The following is a 22,045-nucleotide window of genomic DNA, read 5'->3' on the forward strand; positions in this document are numbered from 1 at the left end:
ACCATGTCCGACATCCTGCGCAAGATCGAGGCTTACAAGCGCGACGAGATCTCGGCGGCCAAGGCACGCGTGCCATTGGCCGAGATCAAGGCACGGGCGACGGATGCCGACGCGCCGCGCGGCTTTCTTTCCGCCCTTGAAGCAACGCGCAAATCCGGCGGGTTTGCGCTGATTGCCGAAATCAAGAAAGCTAGCCCATCCAAAGGCCTGATCCGCGCCGATTTCGATCCGCCGGCGCTGGCCAGGGCCTATGCGAAAGCCGGTGCCGCCTGCCTTTCGGTGCTGACCGACACACCCTCTTTCCAAGGCGCGCCCGAATTCCTCACCGCTGCGCGCGCTGCCGTCGAGTTGCCTACCTTACGCAAGGATTTCCTGTTCGACCCCTATCAGGTCTACGAGGCCAGGGCATGGGGCGCCGATGCCATCCTGATCATTATGGCCAGCGTCGACGACGCGTTGGCAAGAGAACTCGAAGCGACAGCTTTCGGGCTCGGCATGGACGCGCTGGTCGAAGTGCATGATGAGGCGGAAATGGAACGTGCGCTGCGGCTGTCGTCGCGGCTGATCGGCATCAACAATCGCAATCTCCGGACTTTCGAAACCAGCCTCGAGACCTCGGAACGGCTGGTACCGATGGTGCCGGGCGGCCGCCTTCTAGTCAGTGAGAGCGGTATCTTTTCGCATGACGATTGCCTCCGGCTGGAGCGGAGCGGCATCGCCACTTTTCTGGTCGGCGAGAGCCTGATGCGCCAGCAGGACGTGGCTGCGGCAACGCGCCTGCTTTTGACGGGCAAGGCGCCGGCAGAGGCGATCTGAGATGGCGGCCGCCCTCACCCATCTTGGCGCGCAGGGCGAAGCCAACATGGTCGATGTCGGCGACAAGGCTGAGACGGTGCGCACGGCAGTCGCGGAAGGTTTTGTGGCGATGCGGCCCGAGACGCTGGACATGATCCTCGCCGGCGACGCCAAGAAGGGCGACGTGCTGGGCACCGCGCGCATTGCCGGCATCATGGCGGCCAAGAAGACGCATGAACTGATCCCGCTTTGCCATCCGCTGCTGCTGACCAGGATATCTGTCGATATCGAGCCGGACGCCGCACTGCCCGGCCTGAAGGTGACGGCATTGACCCGCGTCATCGGCAAGACCGGCGTTGAAATGGAGGCCTTGAGTGCCGTCTCGGTCGCTTGCCTGACCATCTACGACATGGCCAAGGCGGTCGACCGCGCCATGGTCATCTCCGGCATCAGGCTGGTTGAAAAGACCGGCGGTAAATCCGGCGACTACAAGATCACCGGAGACGAGGCCACCGAGGCAGGCCGATAATGGCGCTGGTCCCAGTTGCCGAGGCGCTCGAGCGCCTGCTGGACGGCGCAGCAGCGCTGCCGGGCGAACGCGTCGCACTGCTGGATGCCGCCGACCGCGTGCTGGCGGAGCCGGTTGTGGCGCTCCGCACCCAGCCGCCGTTCAACGCCTCCGCCATGGACGGCTATGCCGTGCGGGCGGCCGATATCGCGTCCGTACCGGCAAAGCTTTCGGTGGTCGGCATGGCGCCGGCCGGACGCGGCTTTGCCGGAACGGTGCAGCAGCGGCAGGCCGTGCGCATCTTTACCGGCGCGCCGCTTCCCGAAGGCGCCGACACTATCGTCATCCAGGAGAACGTCCGCGATCTCGGTGGCGGCAGCGTCGAAGTGACGGAACCGACGGTGCAGGGGCGCAACATCCGCCGCCTCGGGCTCGATTTCGCCAAGGGCGATGTCCTGCTGCCCAAAGGCCGCCTGCTCGACCCGGCGGCCTTGTCGCTGGCGGCATCGGCCAATCACCCCGAGGTGCGCGTGGTCAAACGGCCGCTGGTCGCCATCATCGCCACCGGCGACGAATTGCTGCCGCCGGGCAGCGATCTTGGCCCCGACCAGATCATCTGCTCCAACGCCTATGGTGTCGCTGCCGCCGCACAGTCGGTCGGTGCGCGGGCGCTCGACCTTGGCATCGCGCCGGACCGCAGGGAGGCGATCGCTGCGCTGGTTGAAAAGGCCGTGAAGGCTGGCGCGAACGTCATCGTCACGCTGGGCGGTGCCTCGGTCGGTGACCACGACTTCGTGCATGACGTGCTGACCGGGCAAGGCATGACGCTCGATTTCTGGAAGATCGCCATGCGGCCGGGCAAGCCACTGATGTTCGGGCGGCTGGGAGACATTCGCTGCATCGGCCTGCCCGGCAATCCGGTGGCAAGCCTGGTCTGCACTCAGCTCTTCCTGAAGCCGCTGCTGGCGCGGCTCGGCGGCCGCGCCTTTCAGCAGGATATACGTCGGGCACGGCTCGGTGCCGCCATGCCGGCCAACGATCTCAGGCAAGATTATGTGCGGGCTGTTGTCATAGATGACGCCGGTACGCTCGTGGCGACGCCGTTCGGCATCCAGGACTCCTCGATGCTGAAAATGCTGGCCGATGCCAACGGGCTGATCGTTCGCGCGCCGTTCGCGCCTGCCGCGGCGGCGGGCTCCCCCTGCGACGTGCTGATGCTACGCTGAACCTGCCTCACTCCGAGATCAAGGTCCGGGTCAGCGGATGGTCTGGATCGGCCAAACCGTCGATGATGTTGAAATGATGCCGGTCAGGCTCGACGACCGAGCTGGTCGCGGTACCCAGGCCGATCCAGATGTTGGCCAGCAACGCGCTCTGACGCAGGAATTCGGCGCGCTCGCCGCCGCCGGCCCAGCAGGTCAGGCGGGCCTTGTCCATCGGGCGCAGCAGCACCGGGCTTTCGGCCTGCGCCTCGGCCTCATCGATCGCGATCGTCTTGTTCATGCCGGTGCGCATGATCGGGCGCAAATCATGCACCCCCGAGATCGACACCACGTGACGAACGCGCCGGACGACTTCGGGCGCCAGCGGCGTCGTCGCCGTAACCATCCGGCTAACAAGATGGCCGCCGGCCGAGTGCCCGGTCAGCATCAGCGGCCCTGGGACCATCGCCGCCGCCTTGCCGATCGCCGCGCCGACTTCCTTGACGATTCCGCCAATGCGTATCTGCGGACAGAGCGTGTAGGACGGCATCGCCACCGCATAGCCGCGATCAACAGGGCCAGCGGCAAGATGCGACCAGAAATTCTTGTCGAATTCCATCCAGTAGCCGCCATGAACGAACACCACGAGTCCCTTGGGCTTGATGGCCGGCAGGAAAAGATCGAGCCGGTTGCGTGGGTTGTCGCCATAGGCCATGTCGAGCCGCGCCCTGCCCTCGGTCGAAAGCACGTCGCGGAAAACCCGCGCGGGCTCGATCCAGGCCGCCGGCCAGCGATCGCTGCCGGCTATGTTGGCGCCGTTGGCATAGGCGTTGTCCCAATCGGCAATGTGACGTTCGAACACCCTGCGCCCTCCCTGGCAATATGGCCTTGCAACCTAGCCGTGAGCATCGCGCGGCACGTCGTCGCCAGCCTCACGATTCCAGCTCTCGCATCAATCTCAAGTGACAGCTGCTTTGATGGCGAAGCGCGCATCCTTCCACGCACCGGTGCGCAGGATATCCTCAAGCACTTTGACGGCCTGCCAGACATCGGCATAGCCGACATAGAGCGGGGTGAAGCCGAAGCGCATGGTCGATGGCGCGCGAAAATCGCCGATCACGCCACGTTCGATCAGCGCGCGCATGACCTGGTAGCCATGCTCATGCATGAATGAAATCTGGCTGCCGCGTTTTTCCCCATCGCGCGTGCTTTCGAGCGTGAGCCCGTAAGTGCCGCACTTTGCCTCGACAAGCTCGATGAACAGATCCGCCAGCGCGATGCTCTTCTTGCGCACCGCCGTCATGTCGACATCGTTCCAGATGTCGAGCGCGCCCTTCAGCGTGCGCATCGACAGGACCGGCTGGGTGCCGCACAGAAACCGGCGGATGCCGGTGCCGGCCGCATAGCCTGGCTCGAAGGCGAAGGGCCGTGCATGGCCCCACCAGCCGGTGAGCGGCTGCTGGATGTCGGAAAGATGCCGCTCAGCCACATAGATGAAGGCAGGCGCGCCCGGGCCGCCATTCAGATATTTGTAGGTGCAGCCAACGGCAAAATCGGCGTTTGCCTTGTCGAGCTCGACTGGCATCGCGCCGGCGGTGTGGCAGAGATCCCAGACGATCATCGCCCCGGCTTCCTGAGCCCTGCGCGTCAGCGTCGGCATGTCGCGCAGTTCGCCCGACTTGTAGTTGACGTGGTTGACCAGCACCACCGCGGTGCGTTCGTCGATCAGCTCTTCGATGGTCGGCGCGTCGACCCCCGAGAGGCGCAGCAGCGCATCTTTTCGCGTCGAAACCACACCCTCAGCCATGTAGAGGTCTGTCGGAAAACTATCGCCCTCGGCGACGATGACCTGCCGCTCCGGTCGCATGGCCATGGCGGCGTGCAGCAGCTTGTAGATGTTGACCGACGTCGTATCGCAGACCACCGTCTGGCCGACCGCGGCACCGATCAGGCGCCCTAGCTGGTCGCCAAGTTCAAGCGGCATGTTGAACCAGCCGGCCGTGTTCCATGCGCGGATGAGATCATGCGACCATTCTTCGGTCGCGGCCTTGTACAATTCATCGAAAGCGGCACGTGAAGCAGCTCCTAGCGAATTGCCGTCGAGATAGATCACTCCTTGCGGCAAGACAAAGCGGTCGCGCATCGCGCCCAGCGGATCCGCGGCATCCATCGCCTTTACGGCCACGAGATCGGGAATTCCCGTCATGATTTGCCTGCTCCCTCAAAAAATCCAACGCAACGCCGGACACGCATCAACTGTTCTTCCATTACCGGGTAGCGCGTAGCAAGGCTCCACCGGCGAGAAGCAGCCTGACCAGGCGGTGGAAACCTGGAGTTAGCCCGAGGTTGGCGTTTTGAGTTCGTTTCGTTCACGGTGCATTGACCAAACCGCACAGTCGATACGGGTTCAATTCCGTGCCCTTTGCCGACCGACGGCCGATGCCAGTGCCGCCTTCAAGGAGGCCAGAACGGCGCAAACGAAAGCAGAATCAAGGGGATGAGGCTCGCGGCGGTGAAAATACGGTACGCCGGTAGGGGACGTCGTTTGTTTCCCGAGCCTTAACGCATTCATTAAACTTTAAACAGTTGCGGAACACAACTGGAACAGATAGTGTCTGTTCTGGGTTTGTTTTCTGATTCTGTTGGGGGTCGCTATGCTGACACGCAAACAACACGAACTGCTTATGTTCATCCACGAAAGGTTGAAGGAAAGCGGTATCCCACCTTCCTTCGACGAGATGAAGGAAGCGCTCGACCTGGCTTCCAAATCCGGAATCCACCGACTGATTACGGCGCTGGAGGAGCGCGGCTTCATTCGCCGTTTGCCCAACCGGGCCCGTGCGCTGGAGGTACTACGCCTGCCTGACTCGATCGCCCCCGGCCTCAATGCGGCACGCAAGTTCTCGCCGAGTGTCATCCAGGGCAGTCTTGGGCAAGGTGCCCCTCGGCAGGGCAAGCCCACATCGTCGCGCGTCCCTGCAGCCGGCAATGACGACGATGTCGTCGCCGCCGTTTCGATCCCGGTAATGGGCCGCATCGCCGCTGGTGTGCCGATCGATGCTATCCAGCACCAGACGCATTCGATTTCGGTGCCGCCGGATATGATCATGGGCGGCGAGCATTATGCGCTCGAGGTCAAAGGCGATTCGATGATCGAGGCTGGCATTTTCGACGGCGACACGGTGATCATCCGCAACGCCGATACGGCGAGCCCCGGTGAGATCGTGGTGGCCTTGGTCGACGAGGAGGAAGCGACGCTGAAGCGGTTCCGCCGCAAGGGCGCCTCGATCGCCCTGGAGGCCGCCAATCCGGCCTACGAGACGCGCATCTTTGGACCAGACAGGGTCAAGGTGCAGGGCAAGCTCGTTGGGCTGATCCGCCGCTACTGAGTTGCGCCCTTGGTGCCGGCTTTTGGATTGTCGGCTCTGCGGTATGGCGGCAGGCCGCGCGCCGCGCGTGAAAATTTCCGCTGCACGTGCCAGGGCCGGTATGATTTTTCGACGGCGAAGCGGATTTCGGCGCGTGTTGCCGCTTGTGGATCGAAATAGACGGCCGCACTTCCCGCGCGCGCCAGTTGCCGTTTGGTGACGACGAGGACCAGCCGGTCGTAGTAGCAGGGATTATGGGCGGTGGCGTCGTCGATGACGATCAAGCTGGCGAAGGCGCAGGCTGGCCGTGCGGTATCGCGGTCCTTGGCTTGCGCAATGATCGCGCCGGATGGATGCCTGGCGAGGCAGAGACCGTCCGTGCAAATGAACGGCATGCCCGGCGGTAGGTCGGCCGGATCGGCAATGTCGAATTGCGGATCGTTCTTTCCAGGTGTTTCCGGCGCGACGATAGCCTCTGATGTGAGCGCGCGTTTCCAGTTGTCGATCGTGAACTCATTCGGGCGTGCCCGGTTGACGGCGAGCTCACCGCTGCCGATCGGCAGCGCGACCAGCCGTGCGTCCTCCGAGATCAATACGTCGGGTACGCGCGTCTGCGTTGTCGTTAGCAAGCCGGCGAGCGCAAAAGGAATTGCCGCGAGCCGCAACCAGGTCGTCGCCATGCTGGCAACGACGAGGGCGATCGTCACCAGAAGGACAGATCTCAGCGAAATCAGACCCACCGCATCGATCGGCGAGCGCTCGGAGATCCAACCGGACAGGGCGATCATCGCCGTCAGCCCTTTGCCCATCACGTAAAGGAAAGGCCCATCCGCGCCGAACGGCATCGCCAGCGCGCTGAGCACGGCGAAGGGCATGACGACCAGTGAGACGATAGGCATGATGGCCAGATTGGCGAACAGGCTGAGCGGCGCTACGCGCTGGAAATGCCATATGGCGAAAAGCGCCGTGGCGCTCCCTGCAATGATCGAGGTCATCGCCAGGCCGCCCATGCCCAGCAGGACCTTTCGCGTGGCCAAGCGTAGCGGCGATCGCCGGGGCGGCGGCGTGGTGGCCCTGCCGGTGCGGTAATCGGACCAGCCGGCATAGGCGCCGACAAGGGCCGCCGTCGCGGCGAAGGACATCTGGAAGCTCGGACCGACCACCTCGTGCGGCGACACCAGAATGACCGCGATGGCCGAGATCGCCAGATTGCGCATGGTGAGCGCGGCCCGGTCGAACAGCACGGCGATGAGCATCACCGCCAGCATGATGAAGCTGCGTTCGGCCGCCACCACAACGCCGGAAAAGACGAGGTACGCCGCGATCGAAAAAAGCGCGGCGGCTGCGGCATATTTCTTGACCGGCCGTCGCGATGAGAAGTCGGGAAACAGCGCAAAGGCGCCGCGCAGCAGCGCCATGATGGTGCCGGCGACCAACGCCATATGCAGCCCCGAGATGGAGATGATGTGGTAGATGCCTGTACGCCGCATCGCTTCGTTGATCTCCTCGGGAATGCCGGCGCGCACGCCAACGATCAGCGCAGCAGCAATCTCGCCCTCGGCGCCGCCGATGCGGCTGCGGATATGGTCGGCGATGGATTCGCGCGCGTCTTCGATCGCGGAAGAAAGCCGCGCGGCAAGCGGCATGCTGCCCGAAGCCACGACCTTCGGATTGCCGAGAAAGAAGCCGCTGCCGCCGATACCGGCGAAATAGCTGTCGAAGGAGAAATCATAGCTGTCGGGCCGCACCGGGCCGGTCGGCGGCAGCAACCGCACATAGCCGGCGATCTCGGAACCAGCGGCCAGCTCAGCCGGTATCTTCATCGCCGAAATGCGGACCCGTTCCGGCATGTAGCGCAGCGTCGGCCTGGCGGTTGAGATCACATCGATCGTCAGCCTGATGCGGCCGCTAGCCATGGGTTCGTACGATACGACGCGACCCGTCAGCCGCGTCGAGATTTCAGAACCGAGCACATGCGTCCCGACACGCCAGGTCTCGAACTTGGCGGCAAGCACGCCAAGCGCGCAGAGCAGCGCCACCATGAAACACAGGCGCGTCCTGGGCCATGAACGCGAGACGACCGTACAAAGGGCCGCGAGGAGCACGATTGCGATCGGCTGCGGAAAGGCTGGCTCCACCGACAGCGCGAAATATACGACCACCCCGCATGCGAGGAACACCGGCACCAGCAGGAAGGCGACGCCACGGTCGAGTTCCAGGCCGGCTGCCGAGGTTACGCTGTTGCGGATACAGGACGGTGACGGGAGGCGGAAACGACGGCGTAGGCGCACGATGGGCTCGCCCGCGGGCACGAGAACCGTTGCTGGGTCGCTGGCCGGCAGCGACGGAGCATCGAAGCGCGGAGCGGGCAGCAATGCCGATACCGGCAGGGCAGGCGGGGGAGCGGCAAACAGCAAGCGTTCGCTGACGCCGCTACCAGCGTCCTCGCCCTCGCCCGCACCACGGCCTCGCACAGCCATCGGGTCTGCCCCTTGCGCCCTCGACCTCCTATGCTACATGAACGCGCAACGCGCGAAAGTCCGCAAACCCACTTCCTTGGCCCGCCTGAGAGTTCCATGCCCGATAAGGTCGTCACCCGTTTTGCCCCCTCGCCCACCGGTTATCTGCATATTGGCGGCGCGCGCACGGCGCTGTTCAACTGGCTGTATGCCAAGCACACAGGCGGCACGATGCTGCTGCGCATCGAAGACACCGACCGCGAGCGCTCCACCGAGGCGGCAACCGCGGCCATTCTCGACGGGCTTTCCTGGCTTGGCCTGACATGGGACGGCGAGCCGGTGTCGCAGTTCGAGCGTGCGCCGCGCCATCGCGAGGTGGCCGAGGAGCTCGTTCGCATGGGCAAGGCCTATTATTGTTATGCGACGCCTGCCGAGCTGGAAGCAATGCGCGAGAGCGCACGGGCCAAGGGGCTGCCTCCCCGCTATGACGGACGCTGGCGCGACCGCGACCCGTCGGAGGCGCCGCCCGGCGCCAAGGGGGCGATCCGCATCAAGGCGCCGACAGACGGCGAGACGGTGGTGCATGACCGCGTCCAGGGCGACGTGCGTTTTCCCAACAAGGATCTCGACGATTTCATTATTCTGCGCTCGGACGGCAATCCGACCTACATGCATGCCGTCGTCGTCGACGATCACGACATGGGCATCACCCACATCATCCGCGGCGACGATCATTTGACCAACGCCGCACGCCAGACCGTAATCTACCAGGCCATGGGCTGGGAGGTGCCGTCGATGTCGCATATCCCGCTGATCCACGGTGCCGACGGCGCCAAGCTGTCGAAGCGGCACGGTGCACTTGGCGTCGAGGCCTATCGCGCCATGGGCTACCTGCCGGAGGCGCTGCTCAACTATCTGGCGAGGCTTGGCTGGAGCCACGGCGACGATGAGATCATGTCGATCGCCGACATGATCGCATGGTTCGACATTGGCGATGTCAACAAGGGCGCCGCCCGTTTCGACTTCGCCAAACTCGAGGCGCTCAACGGCGTGCATATGCGCCGGATGAACGACGCGGCGCTGCTCGACATCTTCATCGCCACTCTGCCCTATCTCGAAGGCGGCCCGGCAATCGCCGCCCGCCTCGACGACAGACGCAAGGCGCAACTGCTTGCCGCTTTGCCCGGCCTGAAGGAGCGCGCCAAGACGCTGGTCGAACTTGTTGAAGGGGCTGCATTCCTGTTCGTCGAGCGGCCGCTGCCGGTCGACGAGAAAGCGGCGGCGCTGCTCAACGGTGAGGCGCGCGCGATCCTGCAGGGCGCTCATGCGGCACTGGCCACGGTTTCGGACTGGTCTGCCGCCTCGGCGGAAGCCGCGATCCGCGACTACGCGCAGGCCGGCGGCCATAAACTCGGCGCCGTGGCCCAACCTTTGCGCGCCGCGCTCACCGGCAAAAGTACCTCGCCAGGTGTCTTTGATGTGCTTGCCGTGCTGGGCCGCGAGGAAAGCCTGGCGCGGATCGCTGATCAAATCGATTAGCGAACTGGCCCAAGAAGATTGGCATTGAAAGGTGTGTTTCGCAGTGCAACATTGGGTCTTGGCCTAATCTGGCTCGCAGATTCAATTGCGGGCGCAAATGTGCGTATTCCGATGCTTTTGACGTGTTGGGTTCAGATATTTTGCCTTTGCCGGCCTGAGGAAACAAAAAGGAGTTTGCTATGACCGAACCTGCGACGAAAATGGAATTTGGCGGCAAAACCCAGGCATCGACGGCAAAGCTGGAGCTCGGCGGCAAAACCCATGAATTCAAGATCCGAAGTGGTTCGGTAGGACCTGACGTCATCGACATCGGTTCGCTCTACAACACCGCCGGCGTCTTTACCTACGACCCCGGCTTTACGTCGACGGCGAGCTGCGAATCGGAAATCACCTTCATCGATGGCGATGCCGGCATTCTTTTGCACCGCGGCTACCCGATCGACCAATTGGCCGAGCACGGCGACTTCCTCGAAGTCTGCTATCTCTTGCTCTATGGTGAATTACCGACCAAGGCCCAGAAGGACGATTTCGACTACCGGGTGACGCGCCACACCATGGTGCATGAGCAGATGTCGCGCTTTTTCACCGGCTTCCGCCGTGATGCGCATCCGATGGCGGTGATGTGCGGCGTGGTCGGCGCACTGTCGGCCTTCTATCACGATTCCACCGACATCTCGGATCCGTATCAACGCATGGTCGCCTCAATGCGGCTGATCGCCAAGATGCCGACAATCGCGGCGATGGCGTACAAATACCACATCGGCCAGCCGTTCATTTATCCGAAGAACGAGCTGAATTTCGCAGCCAACTTCCTGCATATGTGCTTCGCCGTGCCTTGCGAGGAATACAAGATCAATCCGGTGCTGGCGCGCGCGATGGAGCGCATCTTCATCCTGCACGCCGATCACGAACAGAACGCCTCGACTTCGACCGTCCGCCTGGCCGGCTCGTCGGGCGCCAATCCCTTTGCCTGTATCGCTGCCGGCATCGCCTGCCTGTGGGGTCCTGCACATGGCGGCGCCAACGAGGCAGCCCTGAACATGCTGGGCGAGATCGGCCATGTCGATCACATCCCGGAATTCATTGCGCGCGCCAAGGATAAGAACGATCCGTTCCGATTGATGGGCTTTGGCCACCGCGTTTACAAGAACTACGATCCGCGCGCCAAGATTATGCAGAAAACCGCGCACGAAGTCCTGGGCGAGCTCGGCATCAAGGACGATCCGCTGCTCGACATCGCCATGGAGCTGGAAAAGATCGCACTGACCGATTCCTATTTCATCGAGAAGAAGCTCTACCCCAACGTCGATTTTTATTCCGGCATCACCCTTAAGGCGCTGGGCTTCCCCACCACCATGTTCACCGTACTGTTCGCGGTCGCCCGCACCGTCGGCTGGATCGCGCAGTGGAAGGAGATGATCGAGGATCCGCACCAGAAGATCGGTCGCCCGCGCCAGCTCTATACCGGCGCGCCGGAACGGGATTACGTGCCGATCGCGAAGCGGTGAAGGTAGCGAGTAGCGAGTAGCGAGTAGCGAGTAGTAGCTGAAGCAGCTTGGCCGTTACCGCCAGCACCATTTCCTACTCGCTATTCACCATTCACCACTTCCTCACCATCCCCGTCACCACCCCCGCAGCAATCTCGCCTGACGGCGTGGCGGTTGCCATACGCCCGGCAATGTCGGCAAAACCGTGCTTCTGCCAGGTGCGGTAGGCGGTATCGGAGAACAGCGCTTCCAGTTGCCGCGCCAGATAATGCGGCCGCACATATTGATTGTAGTGTTCCGGCACAATCGGCCGGTCGGCAATGAGATTGGGCAAGGCTGCGCTCCATACTTTGATCAGCGGCTGCGCCATGCGCATGACCGGATCGAGCCGGTAGCAGGAGATCATCGGCACACCTGCCAGTGCAAGTTCCAGCGATACCGTCCCCGACGCGATCAGCGCCGCATCCGCCTTGCCGAAGGCCTGCCATTTGCGTTCGGCATCAAGGATGATCTCCGGCTTCTCGTCCCAGCTCGCAACCGAGGTCCTGACCAGATCGGCGACGTGCGGGACCGTCGGCAACAGCAGGCGCAAGCGGTGCCCGCGCGCCCGCAGGATCGACACCGTCTCGCCGAACGGCCCGACCAGGCGTCGCACCTCGCCGCGACGCGAACCGGGCAATACAAGCAACGTTTTGACGTGATCTGCGGACAGGTCACGTGGCTGCGCCTGCGCCCTGGCGGCACCGACTATGCCCGGATCGTGTGCAAGGCGATGCCCGACATAGGTCCCGGGCGGCCCGCCCAGGCGAGCGAGTTCCTTCACCTCGAACGGCAGGATGCAAAGAATGTGATCGACATACGGTTTCATCGCCGCCGCCCTGCCCGGCCGCCAAGCCCACACGCTCGGGCAGACATAGTGAACGATCGGGATAGTCGGATCGGCGGCACGCACCTTTTTGGCGACGCGCAGCGAGAAATCCGGACTGTCGATGGTGATAAGGCAATCGGGCTTTTCACCGGAATTCGCGTTTGCCGTCTGGCGGATCCGCGGCTTCTGGGGGGGATGGTGGGGCAGTATTGCGTTAAGCCCCATCAGCGCGATCTCGCTGCCGTCGAACAATGGCGCCAGGCCGAGTGCCTGCAAATGGCGGCCGCCGATGCCGACAAGCCGAACGTCGCGCCCGGTCATGCGTTTTAACGCCTGCACAAGATCGGCACCAAGCAGGTCGCCGGACTCCTCGCCGGCGACGACGGCTATCTTCAACGGCCGCTCATTCGCCATGCGCCGGCTCCGCAGCAGGCAGCCCGATCACGAACAGGCCGAGCGCATTGGCACGCCCGATGGTGGCGGGACCTTCGAGCACCAGCGAGCGGCCGGCTTCTACGGCAATGCCGGCCAGTCCGGCGGCATGCGCCGCCTCGACGGTCAGCGGGCCAATGGAGGGCAGATCGGCACGCAGTTCCTGACCGGGCTTGGCGCATTTGACCAGGACACCGCGCGTCCGGCCAGCCAGCCTGCCGTGCCCGCGCAATTCCCTTGTCCGCTCGAGCAGCCCGTCAGTCCCTTCGACGCCTTCCAGCGCAATGGCGCGGCCGCCGACCGCAACAGCCGCTTGGCCGATATCCAGCGCGCCGATGGCTTTTGCCGCCGCGTGCGCTGCCTCGATGTCGCGCCAGTCGGCTTTGCGTGGCGCCGCCTTGGTCAGCAGGCCTTCGGCTGCGACCAGCTCCGGCACGATCTCGTGAGCGCCGACGACTTTGATGCCGCTGCGCTCGATCCTGCGCACGAACAATTTCAGCACCGTATCGTCTCCCCGGGTTACACCGACGAAGAGGCTGGGCAGCCAGGCGAGCAGGCCCAAATTGAGGCGCATGGCGCTCAGCCTGGGGCGGCGCGTGATATGACCCGCGGTCACCAGATGCGTAACGTGATGCCGCTTGAGGATCGGCACCAGCGAGCCGACGTCTTCCAGCCTCAAGACCACCTGCTCATATGGCTCGAAATCGGCTATGCGATCGACCTCGCCCGCCGCCATCACGATGAAGGGCAATTTGCCTTGCCGGGCGAGCGCTCGGGCAATTTCGACCGGGAGGCTGCCGCCGCCGGCGATGATGCCGACCTTGGCATCTGGCGCGAGATCAAGGCCCTTTCCGGCAGCCTCAATCTTCGTCATCTGCTCTCAGTCTTCATCATCGGTATCGTCGCCGTCGCCACCCTTGAGCGACGGCACGGCATAGTGCCGCTTGCCGCGACCGGCGATGAAATCGACAATCTTCATGGCAGTCGGCGACGAGGCGAACTCCGCCTTGGCGAATTCGATGTTTTCGCCGACGGTCCGGGAGCGATCGAAGATCGTCTTATAGGCTTTGCGCAGCAAATGGATCTCCGAACGTGGCAGGCCGGCGCGCTTCAGCCCAATGATGTTGAGGCCGCGAAGGCTGGCACGGTTGCCAACGGCGATGGCGTAGGGAATGACGTCGCCGACGATCGCCGAGCAGCCGCCGAGAAACGCGTTATCGCCGATGCGGACAAACTGATGAACCGCGGTCAGGCCGCCGATGTAGACATTGTCACCGACTTCGCAATGCCCGCCTAACGTCGCTTGATTGGCGAAGGTGGCGTTCTTGCCGACCACGCAGTCATGGGCAATGTGGGCATAGGCAAGGAAATTGCCGTTGTCGCCGATCGTCGTCTCGCCGCGGCTGGAATCGGTGCCGACATGCATGGTGACGCCTTCGCGGATCGTGCAGTTCTCGCCGATCACCAGCGTGGTACGGCCGCCCTTGTGCTTGGTGTTCTGCGGTGGTCCGCCCAGTATCGCCATCGGATAAACCTTGGTCGATGCACCGATGGTGGTCGCGCCAATCACCGAGACATGGCTGACCAGCTCGACGCGGTCGCCGATCACGGCATCGGGGCCGACGTGACAGAAGGGCCCGATGCGGGCGCCTTCGCCGATTTGGGCGCCTGCCTCGATGACCGACGATGGATGGATGACTGTCTGGATTTTCATTAGCATTCGTTTGTCAGCCGCTTGCGACCATCATCGCCGAGATCTCGGCTTCCGCCGCCTTGGCGCCATCGACGAGGGCCTCGCAAGCGAATTTGAGAAGATTGCCGCGTTTCTTGATTTTCTTCACATGAATTTTCAACTGGTCGCCTGGAACGACCGGCTTGCGGAACTTGGCATTGTCGATGGTCAGGAAATAAACCAGCGACGGCTTTTCCGTACCAAGGCTGCGGATGCAGATGGCGCCGGCCGTCTGCGCCATCGCCTCGATGATCAGCACGCCGGGCATGACCGGCTGGTCAGGGAAATGACCTTGGAAATGCGGCTCGTTTATGGTGACGTTCTTGATGCCGATTGCGGATTCGTCGCCATCTATGTCGACGATACGGTCGATCATCAAGAACGGATAGCGGTGCGGCAGGAGCTTCATCAGCCGCATTATGTCAACCGCTTCGAGCGTCGCCGCTGCGATGTCAGCCATTTCCCCCCTCACCCTGTCTGCGCGTCCGTGCAAGTCTGCGCAAGGCCGCTATCTCGCGCATGGCTTCCGCCATCGGCTGCGCCGGATATCCTCCCCAAATCTCACCGGCAGGCACATTGCTCATAAACCCGCTTCTTGCCGCAAGCTTGGCGCCGGACCCGATGGTCAAATGATCCGCAAGGCCGACGCCGCCACCCATGGTGACGTTGTCGCCTATCGTCACTGAACCGGAAATACCCGAAAGCCCGGCTATTATGCAATTGCGGCCGATGCGAACGTTGTGCGCGATCTGCACCAGATTGTCGATCTTGGTGCCCTGGCCGATGATCGTGTCGGACATGGCGCCGCGATCGACGGTCGTATTCGACCCGATCTCGACGTCGTCCTGGATGATGACGCGGCCGATCTGCGGAACCCGCTCAGGACCCTTTGCGCCGGCCACAAAGCCGAAGCCATCCTGGCCGATCCTGGCGCCGCCATGAATGATAACGCGATTGCCGATCAATGCATATTGCACGCTGGCACCTGGACCGACATAGCCGTCGCGGCCAATCTGCGAGGAAGGACCGATAACCGCATGAGGGGCAATGACGGTTCCGCTGCCGATGGCAGCGCGCGGTCCGATGACCGCGCCCGCTTCGATGATCGCACCGGGCTCGACATGGGCGGTCGCATCGATATGGGCGTGCGGCGAGATACCGGTTTCGCCGGTCATCGGTCCAGGCGTCGCAGCCGCCGGGAAAAGCAGGCGCCCGACCATTGCGAAAGCCTGCTGCGGGCGCGGATGCACCAGAACCGCGATGCCCGCTGGCGCCTTGGCGGCAAATTCGGCAGGGCAGAGAACCGCTGCCGCCCGCAGTGACTGCATCAGGGCGAAATTGCGCCTGCCATCGACGAAGACAAGGGCGTTCTCGCCGCCTTCGTTGGCGGGAGCCAGAACGTCGATCGAAACATCGGAGAGAGCGGAATCGACAAGCATCGAGCCGGTCAGATTCGCGACTTCGCCGGCCGTATACCGGCGTGAGGGCGCGAAGAACACCGGATCGGTCATTCCAGAAGCAATATCCAGCTAGCGCATGACCCCGAAATCGGAAATCGATCCTCGGAAAGGATCATGCGCAAAATCAAATTGCTACAACGTTCTTTGAGCGTCCGATAGGACGCACTGCGCTGTAGTGTCGGATCACTGACATCCGGATCCAAACGAGCCGGAAGCATCGTTACCCGCACATTAGAAGCGGGTCGATATGCCGAAGTTGAATTCCTGCACGTCGTCGGTCTTTTCCTTCTTGACCGGGATCGCATAGTCGATGCGGATGGGGCCGAAAGGCGATGCCCACATCAGACCGACGCCGACAGAAGCGCGCCATTCCATGCCGGTCGTCGACTGATTGACGAGGTTGGAGGCAATCTTGCTGCCGTAGAGCGTTGCCGCATCGGCGAATACCGCGCCGCGCAAACCGAAGCTTTCCGGGATGACCGGCAGCGGGAACTGCGCTTCCGCCGAGGCATTGAAGTAAGTGGTGCCGCCGAGATGGTCATTGCTGTTGTCCGAGGCAACCGGACCGATGCCGCCATATTCGAAACCGCGGATCATTCGATCGCTGCTCTGGAAATGGTCGAAGACACGCAGGTCGCCGCTGCCATATCCCTGGACATGGCCGGCACCGCCAGAAATGAGGCCTACCAGATCCAATTGTTCGGACAACGTCTGATAAATGCTGCCGCGCGCTGTCACCTTGATGAACTTGGCGTCGCCGCCCACGCCAGCCACTTCCGTGCCGACGTTGGCAAAAATGCCTTCATGGGGATTCTTCATGTCGTCAATGGTATTGTAAACTAGGCCGAGACTAACCGACGATTTGAGCCACGGACTCTCTTCGACACCGTTTATAATCGCCTGGGAGACATCGCAGGTGGCAGGGTCGCAGTCCTCGTCGAACTCATACTTCTCCTGAGCGATATTATACGCGAGCTGCGTCGAGATGTTGTCGGTAATCGGCAGGCCGAAGCGCACTGTCGCGCCCGTCGTGTCGCTATCGTAATGGTCATAGTTTCGAGTCTGCTTGTAGATGTCGAATCCGGCAGCGATACGGCGACCAAGGAAGTACGGTTCGGTAAACGAGAAGCTGTAATCGCGCGAGTTCTTGCCGCCGCCAGCCGCCACCTTGATGAATTGGCCGCGGCCGAGGAAGTTCCGCTCACTGATTGAACCTTCTACGGACGGACCAGCCGTCTCGCCACCAGTCGAATAACCGGCACCGACCGAGAACTCACCGGTCGATTTCTCGACCACGTCGACCACCAGCACGACTTGATCAGGCTCAGAGCCCGGAACGGTGGAAATCTCGACTTTCTCAAAATAATCGAGTGCTTCCAGCCGCCTCTTCGCGCGCTGGATGAGAACCTGATTGAAAGCGTCGCCTTCGCTGACATCGAACTCGCGGCGAATGACGTAGTCGCGCGTCCGATCGTTGCCGCGGATCTCGATGCGCTCGATATAGGCCTTGGTGCCCTGGTCGATCGTATAAACGACAGAGATGGTGTGGTTTTCGAAGTTGCGGTCACCGCGCGGCGTCACCTGGGCAAAGGCATAACCAGAACCGGCGACCTTTTCGGTCAGCGCGATGATCGTGTCCTCGACATCCTTGGCGTTATAGACATCGCCCTTGTGGGTCTCGACCACCGATTCAAGCGACTTGCTGTCGACCTCGGGGATCGTGCTTTCGACGCTGACGTCCCCGAACGTATACCGCTCGCCCTCCTGCACCGTGATGGTAACGGTGTATTTGTTGGTTGTGTCGTCGAGTTCGCCGACAGCCGAGACGACCTGGAAGTCGGCATAGCCGTGATTATAATAGAAGCGGCGCAGCAGCTCCTGGTCGGCGCGCAGCTTGTCCTCGTCATAAACATCGTCGCGCAGCACGAACGACAGGAAGGACGAGCGCTTGGTGGAGATGATGTCCGACAGACGGCGGCTCGAATAGGCGCTGTTGCCGACGAAATTGATCGCCGCAATCTGGGTGCGGCCGCCTTCGTTGATGTTGAAGACCACGTTTACCCGGTTGTCGCCGAGATCCATGATCTGGGTGGTCACGGCGGCATCGTCGCGGCCGATACGCCGGTAGGCGGCCTTGACCGCCTCGACATCGGCGTCGAGCTGTTGTTGCGAGAAGGTGCCGCGCGGCTTCAATTGCACCGCGGCTGCAAGCGCGTTGTCCTTGAGCTTCTTGTTGCCCTGGAACAGCACCTGGTTGACGACCTGGTATTCGGAAACCTTGATGACCAGCGTCGATCCGACCTGGTTGATCTGCACGTCCGAAAACAGCCCGGTGCCAAACAGCGCCTTGACCGCATCGTCGATGTCGGAGCTGGAAAACGCCTTGCCGGGCTTGATTGTCACGTAATTGCGGATGGTGTCCGCGTCGACACGCTGATTGCCGGTGACTTCGACTCTGGAGACGACAGCCGCCTCGGCGGCCGATGTGGCAACGAACTGCACTGCGAGCGCGCCTGGTACAACCAGAGCAGCGGACATAGCCACCGCGGACGCGGCGCTCAGAAACTTGGATGCTGCCTTCATCGGGCTTTTGTACCTTTTCTCGAAGTCCCCACGGCGAGAAAACCGGACGTGCGGTAATTTCCCCTACCGTATTAACCGGATTTTCCCTACACGCAAGGCTTCTGGTTAATTTGTATTTACTTAACCCTGTGGCGTGGCTTTCGCGTCACGCATATCCCCACGCATGGTAAACGGCGTCTCAACATTGGTCGCGCTGAAGCCAAATTTCTTCATGATTTCAGCACCCAAACAGATCGTTCCAGAAAACAAAACCCATGAAGCCGAGCACCAGGATGAGGCCGCTCCGATAAGCCATTTCCATCATCCGTTCGGACACCGGCCGTCGGATGACAGCTTCCACGCCGTAGAACAGAAGATGCCCTCCGTCGAGGGGGGGAATCGGCAGAAGATTGAGAATTCCTATCCCGACTGACAGATATGCAACAAGCTGGACGAGCAATTCGAAGCCGAGCTTTGCCGCCTGGCCCGACATCTTGGCGATCTTGATGGGCCCGCCCAGCTGGCACTTGTCCTCGCGGCCAACAACGAAACGCTGCAGGAACTGGCCGGTGCGCTGGATGACGTGGCCGGTTTCCTGGATGGCCGCCCCGACTGCCCCGGCCGGGCTGTAGGTGATCAGCCGCGGCTGGCCGAGTTCCTTGTTGTTGATGACGCCGATCACGGCCACCTGGGCTTTGTTGCCCAATGCGTCTTGTTGTTCCATCAAACGCGGCGTCGCCGTGACGGTGATTTCCTTGCCGCCGCGTAACATAACGAAGGTGATGCTGTCGCCGGCGCGGCCCGAAACCAGACGCTGGACGTCGGCAAAGGTCTCGACCTTGCTGCCGTCGACGCTGACGAATCGGTCACCGGGCATGATGCCGGCCGCCGCTGCCGGACTGCCTTCGGTGACTTCAGCCACCATCGGCTCGTATACCGGCCGACCATATATGGAAAACAGCACGGCAAAGACGGCGATCGTCAGCAGGAAGTTGAACAGCGGCCCCGCCACGACGGTCGCCGCCCGCTTCCAGATCGGCTGCGTGTGGAAGGCAACCTTGCGTTCGTCGTCGCTCAGCGCCTCGACCTCCTCCGAGCTGGGCTGGCTCGACGTCGCGTTCATATCGCCGACGAACTTGACGTAGCCGCCGAGCGGTATGGCGCAAAGCTTCCAGCGGGTGCCGCGGCTGTCGTTGAAGCCGATGATCTCTGGGCCGAAACCGATCGAAAAGGCTTTTGCGCCGATACCGCACCAGCGGCCGACGAGGTAATGGCCCATTTCGTGGACGAACACGACCACGGTCAGCACGAACAGGAAAGGCACCAGCGTACCGAGGACAAGGCCGTCCGTGCTGAAAACCGCGTGAAGAATCTCGTTCAATTCATGCCCTCAAATTCATCCACGGCGCAGATCACGCCGCGACTGTGACATCAATCCAGGCGAATCCATGACGCAGCCCCGCGCCGGCCCACCGACGATGCCGTTCAAACCGGAAACAGCCCCTGTGCCGGATGGTCGGCGGTCGCGGAAATCCAGCCGATGACGTATAGGGCGAAAGCCGCCGCGACAAGCCCATCGACCCGATCCATGATGCCGCCATGGCCGGGTATCAGCGTGCCGGAATCTTTACGGCCGTGGCGTCGCTTGACCCATGATTCGAACAGGTCGCCGGCCTGCGCGACGATCGAAAGCACCAGTGCGACCACGCCAAGCACGGCGAGGTTGCCCGTTCCGGCTACTGCGGCCAGAAGCAGACCGGCCACTACGCCGCCGACCACCCCACCGAGCGCCCCGCTCCGCGTCTTGCCCGGCGAGATCGACGGCGCCAGCCTTGGGCCACCGACGGAGCGGCCGACGAAATAAGCAAAAATATCGGTCGCCCAAACCACGGCGAATAGGAACAGAATGGCCAGCAGCCCTGAATGGTCGCCATCACGCAAGAAGGCCAGCGATAAGCCCGATACGGCCGCATAGGCAAGGCCGGATGCTTCCCACGGTCCTGCCTTTCGCATCGACGCCGCGATGGCAGTGACAGCAACCAGAGCCGCCACGAGCGGCAGCAGCAAAGACGCAGGCAGGCCGGCGACGAGGGCACCAATAAAGACCACGATCAGCGCCTCGGGCAGAAAGCCGAGACCTGCCATAGGACTAGCACCTGCCGGGGCAACGGGGCGGCTCATCCGCGTCCACTCGTAGAAGATCACCGCCGCCATGGCAGCGCAAAGCAACCGGAAGGGCAGTCCGCCGAGCCAGGTCAGGCCAAGCGTCACGATGGCAAGCACGACGGCCGAAATGACCCGGAGTTGGAGGTTGCTCATTCCTCAGCCTGAGGCGACATCTTGGGCGGCAAGTCCGCCGAAGCGGCGCTCGCGGCCGGCGAAATCGCGCAGTGCATCGGACAGGTGCTCGCGACTGAAGTCGGGCCAATAGCAAGGCAGAAAAACGAGTTCACTATAGGCAGCCTGCCATAACAGGAAATTCGACAACCGAAGCTCGCCGCTGGTGCGGATGACCAGTTCCGGATCCGGAATGCCCTCTGTATCGAGCGAGCTGGCAAAGGACTCGGCCGTGATCGCCTCGCTGTCGATCTCACCGCGCGCCACCGCAGCTGCGAGCTTGCGCGCGGTGCGCACGATCTCGTCGCGCCCGCCGTAATTGAAGGCAATGACCAGCGTCAGCGCTTCGTTGCGGAGAGTGAGCGTTTCGGCTTCCTCAAGCAGGCCCCTTATGTCGGGCTGCAGCCCTGCCCTGTCACCGATGACCCTGATCCGCACCCCACTCTGGTGCAGCTCGGCGAGGTCACGTCGGATGAAAAGCTTCAGCAGGCCCATGAGGTCGCTGACTTCAGATTTCGGTCGTGACCAGTTTTCCGACGAAAAAGCGTAGACGGTCAGGAAGGAGATGCCGAGGCCGGGGGCGGCGCGCACTGTCTTGCGCAGCGCCTCAACGCCGGCGCGGTGACCAGCCAGCCGAGGCAAGCCGCGCGCCTTGGCCCAGCGTCCGTTTCCGTCCATGATGATCGCGACATGCGCGGGCGTTGCCATGTTCTCACTTCCGGGCCAGCCGTGGCCAGACCCTAGACCTGCATGATTTCCGCTTCCTTGTCGGAAAGCAGGTGGTCGATGGTGCTGATTGTCTCGTCGGTCAGTTTCTGAACCTGGTCGGCCCGTTTGCGATGGTCGTCCTCACTGATGTCGCCGTCCTTTTCCGCCTTTTTCAGAAAGTCCATGCCGTCCCGGCGAACGTGTCGTGCGGCGACACGGGCATTCTCGGCATAACCGTGCGAGATCTTCACCAGCTCCTTGCGGCGCTGTTCGTTGAGCTCGGGCAGCGGAATCCTGAGATTGGTACCGTCGACGATAGGATTGAACCCGAGATTGGCTTCACGGATGGCACGGTCGACCGCGCTGACCATCGACTTGTCCCAGACCGAAACCGAAATCATGCGCGGTTCCGGAACCGACACTGTTGCCACCTGGTTGATCGGCATGGTGGTGCCATAGGCCTGCACCTGGACGGCATCGAGCAGGTTGCTCGACGCGCGGCCGGTGCGCAGCGAAGCCAGATCATGCTTGAACGCGGCGATCGCCCCGTCCATGCGCCGTTTGAGATCGTCGTATTCGCCATTCATC

The 22,045-nt window shown here is 62.5% G+C and carries 19 protein-coding genes; 6 read left to right on the forward strand and 13 right to left on the reverse strand.

All coding sequences use genetic code 11. The features are described 5' to 3' along the window. Positions 1-3 precede the first annotated feature (3 nt). From trpC to NKH42_RS18465, 3 genes are read left to right on the forward strand one after another with little or no spacing between them, the layout of a single operon-like run. Positions 4-816 carry an indole-3-glycerol phosphate synthase TrpC gene (gene trpC, locus NKH42_RS18455; RefSeq protein ID WP_352751703.1) on the forward strand — a complete coding sequence of 271 codons (813 nt, stop codon included), beginning with the start codon at positions 4-6 and terminating at the stop codon, positions 814-816. Between the two features lies 1 nt (position 817). Further along, on the forward strand, positions 818-1,324 hold the full coding sequence (gene moaC / locus NKH42_RS18460) for a cyclic pyranopterin monophosphate synthase MoaC (protein ID WP_352507312.1): 507 nt from the start codon (positions 818-820) through the stop codon (positions 1,322-1,324). Continuing rightward, a complete protein-coding gene (locus NKH42_RS18465) occupies positions 1,324-2,529 on the forward strand; it encodes a molybdopterin molybdotransferase MoeA (RefSeq protein ID WP_352507313.1) in 1,206 nt (401 codons plus the stop codon). The genes moaC and NKH42_RS18465 overlap by 1 nt, the downstream gene beginning before the upstream one ends. Before the next feature lie 7 nt (positions 2,530-2,536). Here the strand turns inward: NKH42_RS18465 and NKH42_RS18470 are convergent, their stop codons facing one another. Both NKH42_RS18470 and kynU read right to left on the reverse strand, forming a co-directional pair. After that, entirely contained in the window at positions 2,537-3,367 is an 831-nt protein-coding gene (locus tag NKH42_RS18470) for a hormone-sensitive lipase (protein WP_352507314.1), read from the reverse strand. Positions 3,368-3,463: 96 nt separating this feature from the next. Beyond that, on the reverse strand, positions 3,464-4,711 hold the full coding sequence (kynU, locus tag NKH42_RS18475; protein WP_352507315.1) for a kynureninase: 1,248 nt from the start codon (positions 4,709-4,711) through the stop codon (positions 3,464-3,466). 448 nt (positions 4,712-5,159) lie between these two features. Between kynU and lexA the strand changes: the two genes are divergently transcribed. Further along, positions 5,160-5,894, forward strand: a complete 735-nt coding sequence (gene lexA / locus NKH42_RS18480; protein WP_023674949.1) for a transcriptional repressor LexA — start codon at positions 5,160-5,162, stop codon at positions 5,892-5,894. Here the strand turns inward: lexA and NKH42_RS18485 are convergent. Beyond that, complete coding sequence (locus tag NKH42_RS18485; RefSeq protein ID WP_352507316.1) at positions 5,888-8,353, reverse strand: ComEC/Rec2 family competence protein; 2,466 nt, start codon at positions 8,351-8,353, stop codon at positions 5,888-5,890. The genes lexA and NKH42_RS18485 overlap by 7 nt on opposite strands. A gap of 96 nt (positions 8,354-8,449) precedes the next feature. On the opposite strand from NKH42_RS18485, the gene gltX reads away from it, so the two are divergent. Beyond that, positions 8,450-9,871 (forward strand): glutamate--tRNA ligase, encoded by a 1,422-nt coding sequence (gene gltX, locus NKH42_RS18490; RefSeq protein WP_352751698.1) that lies wholly within the window; start codon positions 8,450-8,452, stop codon positions 9,869-9,871. A gap of 179 nt (positions 9,872-10,050) precedes the next feature. Then, positions 10,051-11,379: a citrate synthase gene (gene gltA, locus NKH42_RS18495; RefSeq protein WP_254817305.1), complete on the forward strand. Its 1,329-nt coding sequence runs from the start codon at positions 10,051-10,053 to the stop codon at positions 11,377-11,379. 91 nt (positions 11,380-11,470) lie between these two features. Here gltA and lpxB read toward each other — a convergent pair whose 3' ends face one another. The 10 genes from lpxB to frr all read right to left on the reverse strand — a co-directional run bounded on the left by lpxB (position 11,471) and on the right by frr (position 22,044). Continuing rightward, positions 11,471-12,640 (reverse strand): lipid-A-disaccharide synthase, encoded by a 1,170-nt coding sequence (gene lpxB / locus NKH42_RS18500; protein ID WP_352974344.1) that lies wholly within the window; start codon positions 12,638-12,640, stop codon positions 11,471-11,473. Beyond that, positions 12,630-13,532 (reverse strand): LpxI family protein, encoded by a 903-nt coding sequence (locus tag NKH42_RS18505; RefSeq protein ID WP_502896085.1) that lies wholly within the window; start codon positions 13,530-13,532, stop codon positions 12,630-12,632. Before NKH42_RS18505 ends, lpxB begins: the two co-directional genes overlap by 11 nt. Before the next feature lie 6 nt (positions 13,533-13,538). Next, positions 13,539-14,372 carry an acyl-ACP--UDP-N-acetylglucosamine O-acyltransferase gene (gene lpxA, locus NKH42_RS18510; RefSeq protein ID WP_352478915.1) on the reverse strand — a complete coding sequence of 278 codons (834 nt, stop codon included), beginning with the start codon at positions 14,370-14,372 and terminating at the stop codon, positions 13,539-13,541. Between the two features lie 13 nt (positions 14,373-14,385). Beyond that, the gene (gene fabZ / locus NKH42_RS18515) at positions 14,386-14,850 is read right to left on the reverse strand and encodes a 3-hydroxyacyl-ACP dehydratase FabZ (protein WP_023674942.1); all 465 of its coding nucleotides are present in this window, start codon (positions 14,848-14,850) and stop codon (positions 14,386-14,388) included. Then, complete coding sequence (lpxD, locus tag NKH42_RS18520) at positions 14,843-15,901, reverse strand: UDP-3-O-(3-hydroxymyristoyl)glucosamine N-acyltransferase (protein ID WP_352688320.1); 1,059 nt, start codon at positions 15,899-15,901, stop codon at positions 14,843-14,845. Before lpxD ends, fabZ begins: the two co-directional genes overlap by 8 nt. Positions 15,902-16,081: 180 nt before the next feature. After that, positions 16,082-18,433 carry an outer membrane protein assembly factor BamA gene (bamA, locus tag NKH42_RS18525; RefSeq protein ID WP_352508490.1) on the reverse strand — a complete coding sequence of 784 codons (2,352 nt, stop codon included), beginning with the start codon at positions 18,431-18,433 and terminating at the stop codon, positions 16,082-16,084. 217 nt (positions 18,434-18,650) lie between these two features. After that, positions 18,651-19,793 (reverse strand): RIP metalloprotease RseP, encoded by a 1,143-nt coding sequence (rseP, locus tag NKH42_RS18530; protein ID WP_352508489.1) that lies wholly within the window; start codon positions 19,791-19,793, stop codon positions 18,651-18,653. 104 nt (positions 19,794-19,897) lie between these two features. Further along, positions 19,898-20,731, reverse strand: coding sequence for a phosphatidate cytidylyltransferase (locus tag NKH42_RS18535; RefSeq protein ID WP_352508488.1), 834 nt, complete (start codon positions 20,729-20,731; stop codon positions 19,898-19,900). A 3-nt stretch (positions 20,732-20,734) separates the two neighbouring features. Continuing rightward, positions 20,735-21,457 carry an isoprenyl transferase gene (locus NKH42_RS18540; protein WP_352508486.1) on the reverse strand — a complete coding sequence of 241 codons (723 nt, stop codon included), beginning with the start codon at positions 21,455-21,457 and terminating at the stop codon, positions 20,735-20,737. Positions 21,458-21,489: 32 nt separating this feature from the next. After that, positions 21,490-22,044 carry a ribosome recycling factor gene (gene frr / locus NKH42_RS18545; RefSeq protein ID WP_352508485.1) on the reverse strand — a complete coding sequence of 185 codons (555 nt, stop codon included), beginning with the start codon at positions 22,042-22,044 and terminating at the stop codon, positions 21,490-21,492. Between the last annotated feature and the right edge of the window lies 1 nt (position 22,045).

The organism is Mesorhizobium sp. M1142, from assembly GCF_040318565.1.
Classification (GTDB): domain Bacteria; phylum Pseudomonadota; class Alphaproteobacteria; order Rhizobiales; family Rhizobiaceae; genus Mesorhizobium.